Origin of the sequence: Psychroflexus salarius (genome assembly GCF_900129035.1) — a bacterium.
GTDB lineage: Bacteria > Bacteroidota > Bacteroidia > Flavobacteriales > Flavobacteriaceae > Psychroflexus > Psychroflexus salarius.
The window spans coordinates 15582-34133 of sequence record NZ_FQTW01000001.1 but is presented as its reverse complement, the minus strand read 5'-3'; the positions used below and the strand labels follow the sequence as shown (position 1 = coordinate 34133).

Below are 18552 nucleotides of genomic sequence, written 5' to 3'. Positions count from 1 at the left end.
GAGCGTTATTTTGAAATATTAACATTGAAAATGTTTTATTCGTCGTATTCTAAATAGTTACGCTTAACAAAATCAAGTGCTGTTTTGAGTATATGCCCCATGGTTTTGGCACGTTTAAATTTTACATCACGTGTATAGTTGACTAAGTCTTTGCGTAATTGCAATACATTTTCTCGGGTAGAAATATGATCCTTAATCATACATCTTATGAGCATTCTAAAGCGTTTTTGTGAGGTAATTAATCGTTTAGCAACTTGAGAGCGCTCTTCTTTACGGTATTGCTCTATCGAAGACTCTTCTAAATGGCTTTCAACTAATTTAACCATGGTATAATTTTCTTTAAAAAATTGTGGCCTATAAACTTTTAAGTTGCCTTCAAAGTTTTGTTGGTCAAAGTCTATCGCCCTGATTTTATAATCAACATGGTCAAAATCATGCGTTGGTATAACCACATAATTATAGGAGCGCATATCTCCTAACAAACGTAAGGTACATCGTTCATTAAATTTCACAAACTGTTTAGCTATTTGTGTTTTGGCCCGCGAATCACAATCTGGCAAGTGCTCTTTAATAAACACATCGCCTGGGATTCCTGCAATATGCTCTTCGATTAAAGTATCTTTATAGACTAGAAAATTAATTCGGTGAGGTGATAAAATATGCTCAAAATCAAGGCCATAAATTCTTGATGCGTCGGCTTTTTTTACATAAAAATAAGTAAAGTTATCGTTGAGGACATTTCTAATTTTAATGCGAAATGGTTTTGAATTTCCAAATGTGCAAAAATCAATGGCATCGACACTTAAAAAATCGAGCTCAGCACTTCTACCGTCAGAATGTAATATAAGATAGACTTTTTTTAAGCTATGGTCTATATCTTCTCTCTCGTAGTCAGGATAGTAGCAACGCACCCAAAGTGTATCTTCATCATTTTGATCATAAACTACAATAGAACCCGAAAAACGTAGTAAATCATCATAAGACACTGGAATTTTAGTTTTTCTATTATAAAGTTCTAAATATGAATTTAAACCTTCATTAATCGGAAAAGTTGGTTTCTTTTTAGACATTAATTTTTGTTGCATACTTAAAACTTAATTTTAGATTGAATCAGCTGATATAATCAGCAAGCAATGTAATGATTATTAACTAATTTTATAAATAAACATCCCAAACTTCAACTGAAAATTAGTATTACTTCAAGATAATCTTACCAGATTTCTTTAACTAATTTGTAACAAATTTTTAGTTTTAGGACTTATAATTAAAATCAATTCTGTGGAAACAATTCTAAAATTAAATCAACTCACCAAGAAATTTGGAAAACTCACGGCTGTAAATCAACTGAGTTTTGAGATTGAAAAAGGTAACGTATACGGTATTCTAGGTCCTAATGGAAGTGGGAAATCAACCACACTTGGGATTATATTAAATGTGGTTAATAAAACTTCAGGTGAATTTGAATGGTTCGGCGGACAAGTTGAAACCCATGAAGCGCTAAAAAAAGTAGGCGCTATTATTGAAAATCCCAATTTTTATCCTAACATGTCTGCTGAAGATAATTTGAAATTGGTTTGTAAAATTAAAGGGGTTGATTATTCAAAAATTGATGAAAAATTAGAAATCGTCGATTTACTAGACCGAAAAGAAAATACTTTCAAAAGTTATTCTTTGGGTATGAAACAACGTTTAGCTATTGCCTCAGCATTACTTAACGACCCGGAAATACTTATTTTAGACGAACCAACTAATGGACTTGACCCTCAAGGTATTCATCAAATCCGTGAAATTATCAGGAAAATCGCAGCCGATGGCATGACCATTTTGCTTGCCTCTCACCTGCTTGATGAGGTAGAAAAAGTATGCTCTCATGTTGTTATTATCAGAAATGGTGTTAAACTTTATGCTGGTAGCGTAGACCAGATGAATGCCACTCATGGTTTTGTTGAAATTGCTTCAAAAAATCTAGAAGAATTAGATTCGGCTTTGGGCCAACTCGATTTTATTGAAAAAGTTGTAAAAGTTGATGAACATCATCGATTAAAGGCATTTTTAAGTCTACCTATTGAAGCTAGTGAACTCAATAAAACTTTAGCGAGTCAAGGCATTTATGTCAACTTACTTATTAAACGAAAAGAAACTTTAGAAGAACAATTTTTAGAACTTACAAAAGCCTAACGCCATGAAACGCTTATTTTTAATTGAATTTCACAAATTAAAACACAACAAATCCGCTAAAATACTTAGCATTCTATACTTTGTTTTATTTTCAGCCATTGCCCTATTTGCTTCTATACGTTTTAATTTTGGAGCCATAGACTTTAGATTTGCTGATCAAGGCATTTTTAACTTTCCATACATTTGGCACTTTAATACCTATGTGGTTGCCTTTCTGAAAATATTTTTAGCCATTGTTATCGTATCAATGATGTCTAGCGAATATACTAACAGGACACTCAAACAAAATTTAATTGATGGTCTTAGTAAAAAAGAGTTTATCCTTTCAAAATTCTTAAATGTACTGTTCTATGCAGTTGCCTCTACGGTATTGGTCTTTGTTGTTTCCTTAATTTTAGGTTTAATTTTTTCAGATTTTGATGAGGCAAGCATTATATTTTCAGATTTAGAATACGTTTTTGCCTATTTTGTAAAACTGCTTGGCTTCTTTTCGCTTTGTATGTTTTTAGGAATTTTTGTCAAACGTTCGGCTTTTGCCTTAGGCTTCTTATTTTTAATTTGGGTGATTGAAGGAATTGTCTATTTAGTCATCACTTTTCAAGTTGAAATTTTAAAACCATTAATTCAATTCATGCCTTTAACGTCTATGAGTAATCTCATCAAAGAACCAGTTACGCGTTTAAATATTGTAAAGTCAACTGCACAATCAGTCAACCCAGAATTTGTTAAAAATTATGATGTCAGTTTATTAAGCGTTGTAATTGTTTTAGCATGGACATTTATTTTTGTTTATGGTTCATTCCTTATATTGAAAAAACGTGATTTGTAAGCAATTTTTATATATTTGGTAAAAAAACTTGCGACTATATTTTCTCTCACTGTTTTTATTGATTTCATTCTATAATTATAGCCAAGGCGAAGCTAATAATTGGTACTTTGGAAACAATGCAGGGATAACCTTTAACACAAGTCCGCCAACAGCATTGTTAGATGGTGCATTAAGTACAAATGAAGGTTGTTCATCTATCTCTGCGCCTAATGGAGATTTATTGTTTTATACCGACGGCAGAACGGTTTGGAACAGAAATCATCTTCCTATGGAAAATGCCAATTATAGCCCAAGCACTAATTTTGATGGATTAAATGGTGACCCTTCAAGTACGTCCAGTGGTTTAATTGTTCCACACCCAACTAACACTAACTTATACTTTGTATTTACATTAGATGAGCCGCATCATGATAATGCTTTTGCCTATCCCAATCAAGGACCAGCTGATCAGCAAGGCAACCCAATACCCAATTATACAGATGTACCATTTCATGAAGTGCCAACTGATGATGATGGTTTTAACAATGGCTTAAATTATTCGGTTGTAGACATGAGCTTAAATAATGGCTTAGGAGATGTTATTCCAAACCAAAAAAACATTGAACTCATTACCTATGATCCTAATAATCCTGAGCATTTAAAGTTTAAAGCTTCAGAAAAAATTACAGCCGTACGTGGTGGCGATTGTTCTTCAATTTGGATTATTGTTCATTTCATTGATTCGTTTTACGCCTTTAAAATTGATGAAAATGGTATTGATGAAACGCCAGTTATTTCAACTGCTGGACCAAGCATAACAACCGACAATTATAGGCGTGCAGCTTTAGGCTATATGAAAGCTTCACCTGACGGTACAAAAATAGTTTCTGCTAATAACACCACAAATTATAACCCAGCAGATGCTAATCAAGATGCAGGTGATGGCAATGTTTATCTATTTGATTTTGATAATAATACAGGCGTTGTTTCAAACGCGCAAATGTTAATAGAAGGTTTTAATGCTTATGGTGTTGCCTTTTCTTCAAATAGTACTAAAGCATATGCAACAACTAATAATCGAACCATTTGGCAATGGGATTTAACGGCTAATGATGTTCCAAATTCTGGTGAAATTGTTGTTGACGATTTTAGCAACAAAGGCGGAATGCAATTAGCCCCAGATGGCAAAATTTACGTCACTAACTTAAATCAATCTCAACTTGGGGTTATTGAAAACCCTGAAGAAGATCCAGAAAATTTAGTTTATAATCAAAATGGCATTAGTTTGTCGGGGAGAACGTCAACTTTTGGGTTACCACCGTTTATTCAATCTCTATTTCTAAATAAAATTGATATCGTAAACTTAGGAAATGTATTAACCACTAATCTAGATTTATGTGAAAATGAAAGCTATACACTTGGTTATGATGATATCCCAAACGCAACTTACACTTGGAAGTTAAATGATGAAGTTGTAGCTAATCAAAATAGTGCTTCTTTTGAAGTCACTTTGCCAGAAAACGTTAACCTACCTTACACTGAGTTTTACACCTTAGAAGTCGATTTAAACGATGGCTCTTGTCCTTTAATCGGAACAGCTAGAGTTACATTTTCAGAGATTCCTGAGTATCAAAATGCAACCTTAACAGAATGTGTCAATGAAGGTGAAACCGTTTCTAATTTTAATTTAAATGAAGCTGTTTCTCAACTTTTACAAGATACGAATCTAACAGAAAATCAAGTTGAAGTTTCTTACTTTTTAAATTTTGATGATGCCATAAACGAAGAAAACTCAATTACAGAAATATCAAGTTTTCAAAGCACTTCAAATAACCAGCCAATTATTGCAAAAATAACACAAAACAATTGTACAGATTATCAACAAATTACCTTAATAAGTGGACAATTACCAGAATTAGGTAATGACACCTCTCAATTTTATTGTCTAGAAAATTTACCAGAATTACTTCAAATTGATTCTGGTATACCAATTATTGAACAAGCTAATTATTCCTATAGTTGGAATACAGGTCAAACAACACCAAGCATTGGCGTGAATCAAGCGGGAATTTACACTGTCACTGTCACCAATAACATGACCGGTTGCTCCACTTCTCGCTCTCATGAAGTTATTGAATCAAACATTGCTTCATTTGACTTTGAAGTTGAAGATACCACACAAGAAAATAATACAATTTCAATCATTGTAACTACAGAAAGTTTAGGTGATTATGAATATGCTTTAGAATATCCATTTGATTTTCAAGATGAGCCTCTCTTTGAAGGTTTAGCACCAGGAATTTATGATGTATTTGTTCGCGATAAAAATGGCTGTGGTACTCGAAAAGAACGCGTTGGACTATTAGGTGTACGAGATTTTTTCACACCTAATAATGATGGCGTCAACGACTTTTGGCAGCTTGAAGGTATTGTAAAAGCCGATATTAGAATAGATTATATTCAGGTATTTGACCGTTATGGCAAACATATCGCTAGCTTTTCGCAAGAAAGCAAAGGTTGGGATGGTACTTATAAGGGAAAACCTATGCCTTCAAACGATTATTGGTATGTTATAAAACTGCAAGATGGATTAGTATTAAAAGGAAATTTCACCTTAAAACGATAACTCATGAAGCTTTTAATTACAGCATTATTCGCCTCGTTTTTCATGAATTCTCAAGAAATACCTCTTAACAGCTCAAACTTTAATAAGTACATTAACGAAGTATATTTAGAACAATCAGAAACAATCGTTTTTTCGAATCCTGTTCACCTAAAAAACAAAAAAGCATTATTAAAAAGGGTTTTTATTATTAATAATGTAGAAAGACCATCCATAAAGCACGATAATTTTGAAAATTTACATAAAATCAATACTTATAATAAAAAATTAGGTGCTAGTTTACCAGATTATTTAGAACCTTCTCTATTCAACCCTTTTCTTTACAAAATGGATATTTATAATGACCAAACAGTCTTCTATTATTACTCAAAATCAAAACAGCTTATTAAAATTTACCCTACTAAACAATAAGCTATGCGAAAAGTTATAATTTATACATGTTTTATCATTAGTTGTTTTTCGTATTCTCAAAGCCCTGTTTGTAGCAGCCCAGAACCATTTTGTGCTGGCGATTCTTCTTTAGTTTTTTCAAACACAACTGGAGATAATGGATTTGGATCAGTCGATTGTTTAGGTTCTACACCTAATCCAGCTTGGTTTTACATCCAAATTGACGACCCTGGTAATCTAAATTTCGAAATAATACAGTCTTCAGGTGGATTTGATGATAACGGCAATCCAATTGGCGCCCTTTTAGACGTAGATTTTGCATTATGGGGACCATACGATAATTTAGATGTTTGTGAAGAAAATACGCCGCCTTTAAACGACATTATTGCATGTAGTTACTCAGCATCTGCAACAGAATTTGCGAGCATTTCTAACGCGCAAACAGGCGAATTTTATATCATGCTCATCACCAATTTTGAAGGCGTTTCAGGAAGTATTTTATTAAACCAAACTTCTGGCATAGGTGCAACAGATTGCAGCATTTTAAATGTAATTGAAGCTTGCGAAGATGAAGTTGTTAGCTTAGATGCAACAACAAATGAGGCTGTGAATTACGTTTGGGAATTAAACAATGGTAACAGCACTATTGAGTTAGAAAATTCAAATACACCTGTCTTAGAGGTTATTCAAGAAGGCGTTTACACAGTAACACCACAAGATAATTTTGGAAACGATTTAACCACACAGGAGTTTAATTTAGTTTATATACCTTACATTCAAATAAATGAACCATCGGCTTTAGTAGAGTGCGAAATTGAAACAGAAACAGGATTAGCTGAATTTAATTTACAAGAAGTAAATGAATCAATTTTTTCAAATACAAACGAGGCTAGTTTTTCATACTATTTATCTGAAGAAGCTGCTATTAATGAAAATGCAGAAGAATTAGTAAATTCGACTTATACCAATTCTCAAGCTTATAATCAAACGGTTTATGTAAGGGTAAATTCAGCTTCAACTTGTGCTAGTGTTGTTGCGCTAGATTTAAAGGTAACATCTAAACCAATAATTGAATCTGAAGGTGAATCACTTATTTATTGCCAAGAAGATTTTCCTGAAACAATTCAATTAAATTCAGGAATACCTTTAGATGAGCAAGACAATTATTCTTTTAGCTGGAGTAATGGTGAAACCACGCCAGACATAGATATAAATCAAGGCGGAACTTATACCCTAACAGTCACAAATAATTTAACGGGTTGTTCTTCTTCTAAGTCAGACGAAGTTATTGAATCTAATATCGCTTCTTTTGGCTTTGAAATTGAAGACACCACACAAGAAAATAATTCAATTTCAATAATTCTAGCGGCTGAAAGCTTAGGCGATTATGAATACGCACTAGATTATGCGTTTGATTTTCAAGATGAGCCTCTTTTTGAAAATCTAGCGCCTGGCGTTTATGATGTATTTGTGCGTGATAAAAACGGTTGTGGGACTCAAAAAAATAGCGTCGCCATTTTAGGTGTTAAAGATTTTTTTACACCTAATAATGATGGTATAAATGATTTTTGGCAGCTTAAAGGTATCGTAAAAACTGATATCAGAATAGATTACATCCAAGTATTCGATCGTTTCGGTAAGCATATCACTAGCTTTTCGCAAGATAGCAAAGGTTGGGATGGAACTTTCAATGGTCAGCCAATGCCTGCAAATGACTATTGGTATGTAATACAACTTCAATCAGGCCTAATTTTAAAAGGTAATTTCACTTTAAAACGTTAAATCAAACCTAGACTTTATCTATAAGTCTTAATCATTAATTAACTTTGCCACCCCTAAAAATAAAGTATTGAAATACATTTTTTGTTTGCTTTTATTAAGCGCTTTGAGCATGCAAGCTCAGTATGTAACAACAGCTCCAAACTTTTATTCTGAGCAAGAACTAGTTGAAACAGTTTTGTTTGGAGATACAGAATGTGTTGAAGATATTCTAATTACAAATACAAGAAGCGGTAACTTTCCAAACGCTAAAACATTCGGCTTTTTCGAATCAAATAATTCTGGTTTTCCTTTTGAAAGCGGACTTGTCCTTTCAACTGGTCAACTGAGCAATGTTGATGGCCCTAACGATAATTTAAGCGATGATGGTAATGATGATAATTGGGTTGGCGATAGTGATTTAGAAAATGCTGTAGGATTAAGTCCTGGAGAAACAACAAATGCGACTGTTTTTGAGTTTCAATTTACACCTAAAGCAACAAACCTAAGCTTTCGGTACATTTTTGCCTCTGAAGAATATCAAGAAGGTGATCCTAACACTTGTATTTATTCTGATGCTTTTGCCTTTTTAATTAAACCAGCAAACACTCAAGCTCAATTTGAAAACATTGCTGTTATTCCTGGTACAAATGAGCCAGTTTTAGTCACTTCTGTTCATCCTGAAATTCCCGGAAATAATGGCTGCCCAGCTGAAAATGAAGAATATTTCGGTCAATTTAACAACACTAATGCACCTACTAATTTTAACGGTAGAACAGCAGTTTTAACCGCTAATGCAAATGTTATTGCCAACCAAACCTACGATATTAAACTGGTAATTGCTGATGAAACAAATTACAGATACGATTCTGCCGTATTTATTGAAGCTAATAGTTTTAACATAGGAGCTGATTTAGGTCAAGACTTAACAGGAAATAATGCGCTCTGTGAAGGTGATGTATTTACATTAAGCTTACCTGAAGAACAAGCTGGAAATAATATTACTTGGTTCTATGAAGACACTGAAATTACACAGAATGAAAACAGTTTAGATTTAGAAATCTCACAAGCTGATTTTGGCGCTGGATCTTATAGCGTAAATGTTGAATTAGCTAATGGTTGTAGTGCTTCAGATAGCATTGAAGTTGAATTTATTAATCCTAATAATTATGATGATTTAATCATTACGCAATGTGAAGCCGAAACCGGCCTAACTCGTTTTAACTTAGAGCTTATATTCCCTGAAATAAACCAATTAAACCTTTTAAGTAATGGGTTTTATACATCTCTAAATGATGCTATTTTACTTCAAAGCCCAATTCAAAACACCCAAAATTATGAAGTTTTAACAAATACGCAACTTTTTGTCGCAGTTCAAAATGAAGCTGGATGCCAAACAGTTTTAAATCTAAACTTAAATATCAATCCTACAACTCTTCCGAGCTTGGAAGTTTCAACTTGTAAGATTGAAAATGATCAAATTGTGTTCAATGTAAGTGAGCTTATTTCAAGAGTAGAAATCAATAACAACCTACCTAATAATTCAAACATCAGTTTATTTAACACACAAACCGATGCCGCTAATAACATAAATGAAATTTCTGAAACAAACTTATCCTTACCTCATGACACATCAACTTCAATTTTTGCTAGGATTCAAAATTTTTACAATTGCACAGCTACAGTTGAAGTCATTTTAAGTTCTACTGAAATTCCTGATTTATCAGAACCTCAAACTGAAACTTTTCTTTGTTTAAACGAATCTTCACAAATCGAATTAGTACCTTCTCTAGAAAATGAAATGAATAACTTCAATTATAACTGGTCAACAGGTGCAACTACTCCAACTATTCTAGTTGATGAATCAGGAAGTTATACGGTTGAAATTTCAAACCCAGAAAGCCTTTCAGAGTGTTTTGTTACGCAAACCTTCAACGTACTTGTTTCAGAAACAGCTTCAATTTCTTATAACCTTACAGGAACGCCTGAAAATTTTGAGGTTGAAATTATTGCTGAAGGTGTTGGTGATTATGAATATGCACTTAATACCTCTGCATTTAAAGATTCTAACTTATTTGAAGTTTCTGCAGCTCAAAATACAATTTTTGTTCGTGATAAAAATGGATGTGGTTTAACTTCATTAGAATTTCAAGTCATCGATTTCCCGCAATTTTTCACACCAAATAATGATGGTTATAATGATGTATGGGAAGTAAATGGTCCTCAAGCACAACGCGAACAAATTAAATTTATACAAATTTTTGACCGCTATGGGAAACGTTTAGCAAGACTTGATTCGTCAAACACCTCATGGAATGGTGTTTTTAACGGAAATTCGTTACCTAGCGGAGATTATTGGTATGTTGTAGAGTTTAAAGATGGCCAAACTTATACTAGTCATTTGACCTTAAAACGCTAGATCTAAAAGCATTAATTTAGGGTTAAAAGCCAATTGATTCTTTGGTGGTCATAAATCCTCAAGCTATTTTCGTAAAAAAAATAACTTGAAATTTAACTTACAATCAGATTATAAGCCGACAGGAGATCAACCTAAGGCCATTGAACAGCTTGTTAAAGCCATTAAATCTAATGAACAGTACCAAACATTATTGGGTGTAACGGGTTCTGGTAAAACTTTTAGTATGGCCAATGTTGTTGAAAAAGTTCAGAAGCCCACATTGGTTTTAGCCCATAACAAAACGCTTGCTGCTCAATTATATGCTGAATTCAAAGCTTTTTTTCCTGATAACGCCGTTGAATATTTTGTTTCGTATTATGACTATTATCAACCCGAAGCTTTTATTCCATCTACAGGAACTTATATCGAAAAGGATTTATCCATCAATGAAGATATCGAGAAACTGAGGTTAAGCACAACATCTTCACTTCTATCAGGTCGTCGAGATGTTTTGGTTGTCGCGTCAGTCAGTTGTTTATATGGAATTGGTAATCCAGCTGAATTTCAAAAAAATGTTATTTCTATTGAAGTTGATCAAGTTATTTCAAGAACCCAATTTTTACAGCGTTTAGTTCAAAGTTTATATTCTAGAACAGAAGTTCAATTTAATCGTGGTAATTTCAGAATCAAAGGTGACACATTGGACATTTACCCTGGTTATGCCGATCATGCTTACCGTGTACATTTTTTTGGTGATGAGATTGAAGATATTGAAGCTTTTGACCCACAAACCAATGAAATTTTTACAAAATATGATAAACTAAATATTTATCCGGCTAATATCTTTGTCACTTCTCCAGATGTATTAAATCAAGCCATTGATCAAATTGCTATCGATTTAGGAAAACAAATTGAGTATTTTCAAGAAATAGGTAAACCACTTGAAGCCAAACGGATTGAAGAGCGTACTAATTTTGATCTTGAAATGATAAAAGAATTAGGGTATTGCTCAGGAATTGAAAATTATTCACGTTACCTAGATGGCCGGAATCCAGGGACAAGGCCATTCTGCTTATTAGACTATTTTCCAGACGATTATTTAATGTTAGTTGATGAAAGCCATGTTACCATCCCACAAGTTGGCGCTATGTATGGTGGCGACCGTTCACGTAAAGAAAATTTAGTTGAATATGGCTTTAGATTACCTGCAGCCTTAGATAATCGACCACTTAAATTAGAAGAATTTGAAGCACTCCAAAATCAAGTGATTTATGTGAGTGCAACACCAGCAGATTACGAACTTCAAAAAAGTGGTGGTGTATATGTAGAACAAGTCATACGTCCAACAGGACTGCTCGATCCTGAAATTGAAGTAAGACCTAGTGAAAACCAAATTGACGATTTAATCGATGAAATTGATCATCGCGTTAAAAAAAATCAACGTGTTTTGGTAACGACTTTAACCAAGCGTATGGCAGAAGAATTGACTAAATATCTGATGCGGGTTGATATTAAAACACGTTATATCCATAGTGATATCGACACTTTAGAACGTGTTGAAATTATGTCTGATTTACGAAAAGGTGTTTTTGATGTCTTGGTTGGCGTCAACCTTTTACGTGAAGGTCTAGATTTACCTGAAGTCTCACTTGTGGCGATTTTAGATGCCGATAAAGAAGGCTTTTTACGCAGTAATAGAACTTTAACCCAAACGATTGGTAGAGCAGCTAGACACCTCGAAGGTCGCGCCATTTTATATGCAGATAAAGTTACTGAAAGCATGCAAAAAACCATCGATGAAACAGAATACCGCCGGAATAAGCAAATTAATTATAATAAGAAAAATAACATCACACCGAAAGCCCTGATTAAATCGATTGATAGTGTTTTTGGACAACGCACAAAATCAAAAGAATACGATCCTGTAGAAACACCTACTTTAGCTGCAGCAGAAGAAGCAGCCGAAAATTATTCAACTACTGAAATTAAATCTAGAATAAAGAAGGTACGTAAAGCAATGGAAAATGCGGCTAAAGAACTTGACTTTATGGAAGCAGCACGTTTTCGTGATGAGTTGAAAATGCTACAAGAAAAAGTTGAACATCAAGACTAGTTGAAATAAAGTCACCAAACTTCAACTTATATTAAAAATTTTGAACATGAGTTGATCACTTCTATGTCTAACAATACTAGTTTAGATATTGCTGTAAACATTTTATTGATCGCATTATCCCAAAAGATATTATATTTATTTGGAATTCTATTTTATTTGTTAATATATTTGCATCCCAATTTGTGAGTAATCGCAAATTTTATAAAGAATGAGGTGAGAGACTGGCTCGATGACCCTCTGGCAACCCACTATAAGTATTGATGTATTTCAATATTGGAAAATCGGTGCCAATTCCAGATTTGAAAGCAATAGTGCATTCAAAAAATATAAAAGTTTAGCGATGAAAAACACTCTTAATCTCAAATGCCGATTATTATCAGTACTTTCAACTGATCATATTTCTATTATTCTATTTTTAAAACCATTCGCAGACTGTAGTTTCATGCGAATGCGCATGAGTTGCTAATAACCATCTAGCAACGCATTTTACGGTCTTAAGTCAATTCTGAACTTGAGCCTTTCTCAAGTATTTCAATTTTAACTTTAATCTTATATATCATGTCACAAGAAAATTATCATTTTGAAACCCTTCAGCTTCATGCTGGACAAGAAGCGGACGCTTCAACAGGCTCCAGAGCTTTACCGATTTATCAAACTACATCTTATGTCTTTAATAACTCTAAACACGCAGCAGATCTTTTTGGCCTCAAGGAATTTGGAAACATCTATACCCGAATCATGAATCCGACAACCGATGCTTTTGAAAAACGCATTGCTGCCCTAGAGGGTGGCGTCGCTGCCCTGGCTGTAGGGTCTGGTCAGGCTGCCCAATTTATAGCCTTGACCAATATTCTTGAGGCCGGCGACAGTTTCGTGACTTCACCACATTTGTACGGGGGAACTTTCAATCAATTTAAAGTAACTTTTAAACGACTTGGTATTCACGCTAAGTTTGCTAAAGGCACAGATGTTGAGGATTTTGAGGAACAAATAGAAGATGATACCAAGGCTATTTATTTAGAAACCATTGGTAATCCAGCTTTTAGCGTCGCTGATTTTGATGCTATTGCTGCGTTGGCCAAACATCACGATATCCCTTTAATTGTTGATAATACGTTTGGTGCCGGTGGGTACTTTTTTCAACCGATTAAACATGGTGCGGATGTTGTGGTCGCTTCAGCCACTAAATGGATAGGCGGTCACGGCACCAGTATTGGCGGTGTCATCGTTGATGCCGGAAAATACGATTACGGCAATGGCAAATTCAAACAATTTTCAGAACCGTCAGAATCTTATCACGGCCTCGTCTTTTCTGATGTCTTTGGTAAGGACAGCGATTTTGAAAATATTGCCTTTATCATCAAAGCCCGAGTAGAAGGACTGCGTGATTTTGGCCCGGCACTTTCACCTTTTAACGCTTTTCAGCTCACTCAGGGACTGGAAACCCTTTCGCTTCGGGTAGAACGAACAGGTGAAAATGCACTGGCCCTTGCCAAGTGGCTGGAAAGTTTAGATGACGTAGAATGGGTGAATTATCCTGGTTTAGCTTCATCATCCTATCACGACAATGCTAAAAAGTATTTTAAAAGAGGTTTTGGAGGCGTCCTGAATTTTAAACTTAAAGCCAGGAAAGAAGCTGCAGATGAGTTTGTGAATCAGCTTCAGTTGATTTCGCATTTAGCCAACGTTGGTGACGCCAAGACACTCATCATTCATCCTTCCTCGACTACACACGAACAGCTTAGTGAAGAAGATCAAATCAAAGCTGGCGTTCGTCCAGGCATCTTAAGACTATCAGTAGGCATCGAACATATTGAAGACTTAAAAAAAGACATCAAACACGCCCTGAATAAAATTCAGGTACCGGTATAAAACTAAATTTAATGTCCATAAAACAAATTCATACAGAAAACTTTAAACTGGAAAGCGGTATAGTGCTACCTCAGGTGAACGTGGCTTTTAGGACTTACGGTCAGGTGAATGCAGAAAAATCCAATGTGATTTGGGTCTGTCATGCATTAACTGCTAGTGCAGAAGTTCATGACTGGTGGCCAGAAATGTTTGGTCCTGGCCGTCTTTTAGATCCTGACAAGTATTTTATTGTTTGCCCAAATTTCTTAGGCTCCTGCTATGGCACTACTGGAGCGAGTTCAGCTGAAGTTCCAGAAGAATTTCAGCGTAAAAATTTTCCGTTGATTACGATAAAGGATATGGTTAAGGCGCATCGTTTGGTCGCTAAACACTTAAATCTTCAAACGATTCATCTCCTTATTGGGGCCTCTTTAGGTGGTCAGCAAGCTTTGCAATGGGCTGTTGAATTTCCCATGGAAATCCAACACTTATGTGTTCTCGCGACCAACGCGTTTCATTCGCCATGGGGTATCGCGTTTAACGCCTCCCAAAGACTAGCAATGGAAGCTGATCAGAGTTTTCGAAAGAATTTAACAGGTGGTGGAAAAGCAGGACTAAAAGCCGCGCGGTCCATAGCGTTATTGAGTTATAGAACATCTGATATTTATAATTCAACCCAAATTGAAAAATCATCAGATACAGTTCAAAATTTTTCTGCCGAATCCTATCAACACTATCAAGGTGAAAAGCTGGTCAAACGCTTTTGTCCTTTTGCGTATTATGCCATCACCAAAAGTATGGACAGCCATAATTTAGGGCGAGGAAATGTATCGGTTGAAGAGGTTCTAAAAAAAATTGAAGCTAAAACCCTCTGTATTGGCTTATGTTCAGATCGATTGTTTCAACCAGAAGAACAACAGTTTTTGGCAAAACATATTCCAAATGCCCAATATCTTGAAATTGATTCTATATACGGACATGATGGATTTTTAGTGGAAGCCGAACAAATCAACTCAAAAGTTTTTGAGTGGCTTAAGTATTCAAACTCAAATTTAAAAACAGCAAATAAAATGACAAAAACATCAACAATAGGTCTATTTGGTTACGGGTGCGTAGGACAGGGATTTTATAAAATCCTTCAACAAAGCCCAAATATCAATGCCTCAATTACAAAAATAGTGGTCAAAGATAAATACAAATCAAGAGATTTACCAGTTCAGCACTTTTATTATCAGTCCTCGGATATTCTATTGGATAACGACATCAATACCGTGGTGGAATTGATCGATGATGCCGATGCAGCGTACGACATTGTAAAGTCGGCGTTAAAACTCGGTAAAAATGTCGTTTCTGCCAACAAAAAACTCATCGCTGAACATTTGGATGAATTGATAGAATTGGCGAAAGAACATCAGGTCGCATTTTTGTATGAGGCCTCAGTTTGTGCCAGTATTCCTATCATAAGAAATATCGAAGATTATTTTAAAAGTGACCATATTGAAGGTTTTCAGGGTATTTGTAATGGTACCACCAATTATATCTTAAGCCGAACAGCGCAAGGTTTAACTTATGATAAAGCCTTACTAGAAGCTCAAGATTTGGGCTTTGCAGAATCTGACCCAACATTGGATGTGGATGGTTTTGACGCTAAGTACAAGTTGGCTATTTTATTAAAACATGCTTTTGGTGTTGGTGTAAAACCACAAGATGTTTTTAATTGTGGTATTAGACACATCGCACCTGCACATGTCAATTTTGCAAATAATCGCGATAGTAAGCTGAAACTGTATTCTTATGCCAAGCAAATTGAAGATAAAGTCATCGGTTTTGTAGCTCCGTTTGTAGTGCCAAAAACCCATTCTAATTATAATGTTGAGAATGAATTTAATGCCGTAAATGTCAATGCAGAATTTGCGCATGAACAATTTTTTCAGGGTCGTGGTGCCGGTAGCATACCTACAGCCTCAGCAGTATTGTCTGATATTCAGGCTTTACAAACGGGATACACCTATTCTTATTCTTTGGTTAATGACAATAGTTTTACAAATGATTTTTATTTGAAAATTGCACTTTCAGCTAAAGATGAAAACAGCTTAGATGAACTTGAATTTGTCCTTACTGAAAACGTTACTGTTGACGATAAAAAGGCCTTTAAGACCGGCTGGGTGCATTTTAAAAATCTGATAAAAATCGATTTTAACACAAGAGATGACTTGTTTTTTGCAGTGATTTCCGAAGATTTCAAACTCTGCTTAAGTGATGTTGAACATGCGTCGGAGAAGACTTTAGTATAGGTTTAAAATAGTATAATGTACTAGTTGGGTACAGAAAATGGTATGCCTTCACTCCAATCATAGGGTTGGACGTCGCTGATGAATGTAGTCACAGGATTTGAGGTTAAATTTTCAAACCTGTACCAAATTGTATCATGCTTAAATAAGTTTTTTTATTGATTTTTGAAACGTTCAAAAGATTTTTTAGATGTTTAGAAGGTAGAAATAACTTGAACTAGATCAGTTTTTTTAAATCGTTTATTCCGAATAAAATTTCGCTTATTCAAAAAAACCGCTCTAATTGAAATTAAAGCGGTTTTGATTTATTAAATAATTAAAGTGAATTAACCATTCATAGAAATGATAAATTCTTCATTATTTTTAGTTTGCTTAATGCGTTCACTTATAAACTCCATAGCCTCTACAGGATTCATATCAGCTAAATACTTACGCATTACCCACATTTTTTGAACCATATCTTGATCGAGTAATAAGTCATCTCGACGCGTACTTGAAGCGGTTAAGTCGATTGCTGGGAAAATACGACGATTGGCAATTTTACGGTCTAACTGAAGCTCCATGTTTCCTGTACCTTTAAATTCTTCAAAAATGACTTCATCCATTTTAGAACCTGTATCAGTTAAAGCGGTTGCAATAATTGATAGTGATCCACCGTTTTCAATATTTCGTGCGGCACCAAAAAAGCGCTTAGGTTTATGTAATGCATTAGCATCTACACCACCACTCAACACTTTTCCACTTGCTGGTTGAACCGTGTTATAAGCTCTTGCCAAACGCGTAATGGAGTCTAATAAAATAACCACATCATGACCACATTCAACTAATCTTTTTGCTTTATCAAGCACAATATTGGCTACTTTAACATGTTCATGTGCTTCTTTATCAAAAGTTGAAGCCACCACTTCACCACGAACACTACGTTGCATATCAGTTACTTCTTCTGGACGTTCATCGATTAATAAAACAATTTGATAAACCTCAGGATGGTTAGCGGCAATGGCGTTGGCAATGTCTTTAAGCAACATTGTTTTTCCTGTTTTTGGTTGCGAGACAATCATACCACGTTGTCCCTTACCAATTGGCGCAAACATGTCCATAACCCGAGTGCTGATTGAAGAGCTTCGCTCTGCTATTCTAAAACGTTCTTTTGGGAATAATGGTGTTAAATGCTCAAATGAAACACGATCGCGAACAACTTGAGGATCAAGACCGTTGATTTTATTAATCTTGATTAAAGGAAAATATTTTTCACCTTCTTTTGGTGGTCTAACTTGACCTAAAACAGTGTCGCCTGTTTTTAATCCAAATAATTTTATTTGAGATTGAGACAAGTAAATATCATCTGGAGATGATAAATAATTGTAATCTGACGAACGTAAAAATCCATAGCCATCAGGCATCATATCTAAAACACCTTCAGACTCTATAATCGCATCAAATTCGTAATTAGGTTGTTTATATTTATTTCGGGTATCTTTATTACCGTTTTTCTGATTAGATTTTTGATTGGATTGGTGTGATGAGCGTTTTTGTGAGGTGTCATTTTTAGAATCAGAAGACTTCTTTTGATTTTGGTCTAGCTTCGAACCTTGCTTTTGTGGTTGTTTAGCAGAAGATTGACTATTTTTTTGATTAGAATCTGATTTTTCTTTTGTAGACGTTTTTTGCTGAGTGTTTTTGCTGGACTTAGATTGATTTGAATTCTCAGGCTTTGATTGGCTAGATGTCGTCTTTTGTCTTGGTCGCTTAGAATTTTTATCTTCAGAAGATTTTGATTCATCTGAAATCTTAGCAGACGTTTTATTTTGACTGGTCTTTGTAACTTTTTTTCGAGCTTCGCCTTTTGAAACGTTCTGCTCTTTATTTTGTGAAGGAGAAGTTTTTGCAGGACTTGGTTCTGAAGAAACTACAGATTTAACCTTTTCAGGGTTGCTAGCTTGGTAATCAAGAATTTGATAAATTAAATCTAATTTTTTTAAGCTTTTAAACTTAGGAACTTCTAGCTCTTTAGCAATACCTTGCAATTCAGGCAGTTTTTTTGCCTTTAATTCGTTAATCTCTAACATTGATATTTATTGAAATTATTTTAAATATTATGAAGTAAAATTTGGGGTTTAAAATAATGTAACTGAATAAATT

At 34.6% G+C, this 18552-nt stretch carries 11 protein-coding genes and 1 riboswitch; of the genes, 9 read left to right on the top strand and 2 right to left on the bottom strand.

The annotated features are described in order from the left end of the window. Positions 1-35: 35 nt before the first annotated feature. A complete protein-coding gene (locus tag BUB82_RS00150; RefSeq protein WP_073190297.1) occupies positions 36-1085 on the bottom strand; it encodes a hypothetical protein in 1050 nt (349 codons plus the stop codon). 193 nt (positions 1086-1278) lie between these two features. Here BUB82_RS00150 and BUB82_RS00145 point away from each other — a divergent pair, with 193 nt between their 5' ends. From BUB82_RS00145 to BUB82_RS11855, 9 genes are all read left to right on the top strand, one after another. Beyond that, positions 1279-2178: an ABC transporter ATP-binding protein gene (locus BUB82_RS00145; protein ID WP_073190293.1), complete on the top strand. Its 900-nt coding sequence runs from the start codon at positions 1279-1281 to the stop codon at positions 2176-2178. A gap of 4 nt (positions 2179-2182) precedes the next feature. Continuing rightward, a complete protein-coding gene (locus tag BUB82_RS00140; RefSeq protein WP_073190290.1) occupies positions 2183-3007 on the top strand; it encodes an ABC transporter permease in 825 nt (274 codons plus the stop codon). Positions 3008-3035: 28 nt separating this feature from the next. Continuing rightward, positions 3036-5612: a T9SS type B sorting domain-containing protein gene (locus BUB82_RS00135; protein ID WP_234949738.1), complete on the top strand. Its 2577-nt coding sequence runs from the start codon at positions 3036-3038 to the stop codon at positions 5610-5612. A gap of 3 nt (positions 5613-5615) precedes the next feature. Then, entirely contained in the window at positions 5616-6020 is a 405-nt protein-coding gene (locus BUB82_RS00130) for a hypothetical protein (RefSeq protein ID WP_073190287.1), read from the top strand. Between the two features lie 3 nt (positions 6021-6023). Next, positions 6024-7781, top strand: a complete 1758-nt coding sequence (locus tag BUB82_RS00125; protein ID WP_073190286.1) for a T9SS type B sorting domain-containing protein — start codon at positions 6024-6026, stop codon at positions 7779-7781. Positions 7782-7890: 109 nt separating this feature from the next. Next, on the top strand, positions 7891-10176 hold the full coding sequence (locus tag BUB82_RS00120; RefSeq protein WP_083574431.1) for a T9SS type B sorting domain-containing protein: 2286 nt from the start codon (positions 7891-7893) through the stop codon (positions 10174-10176). 85 nt (positions 10177-10261) lie between these two features. Then, on the top strand, positions 10262-12268 hold the full coding sequence (gene uvrB, locus BUB82_RS00115) for an excinuclease ABC subunit UvrB (protein WP_073190281.1): 2007 nt from the start codon (positions 10262-10264) through the stop codon (positions 12266-12268). A 196-nt stretch (positions 12269-12464) separates the two neighbouring features. Then, positions 12465-12601: riboswitch (SAM riboswitch) on the top strand. Between the two features lie 225 nt (positions 12602-12826). After that, entirely contained in the window at positions 12827-14140 is a 1314-nt protein-coding gene (locus tag BUB82_RS00110) for an O-acetylhomoserine aminocarboxypropyltransferase/cysteine synthase family protein (RefSeq protein ID WP_073190280.1), read from the top strand. Between the two features lie 125 nt (positions 14141-14265). Beyond that, positions 14266-16413: a homoserine dehydrogenase gene (locus BUB82_RS11855; RefSeq protein ID WP_449421150.1), complete on the top strand. Its 2148-nt coding sequence runs from the start codon at positions 14266-14268 to the stop codon at positions 16411-16413. Between the two features lie 323 nt (positions 16414-16736). Here the strand turns inward: BUB82_RS11855 and rho are convergent, their stop codons facing one another. After that, positions 16737-18479, bottom strand: coding sequence for a transcription termination factor Rho (rho, locus tag BUB82_RS00095; protein ID WP_073190278.1), 1743 nt, complete (start codon positions 18477-18479; stop codon positions 16737-16739). Positions 18480-18552: the final 73 nt, after the last annotated feature.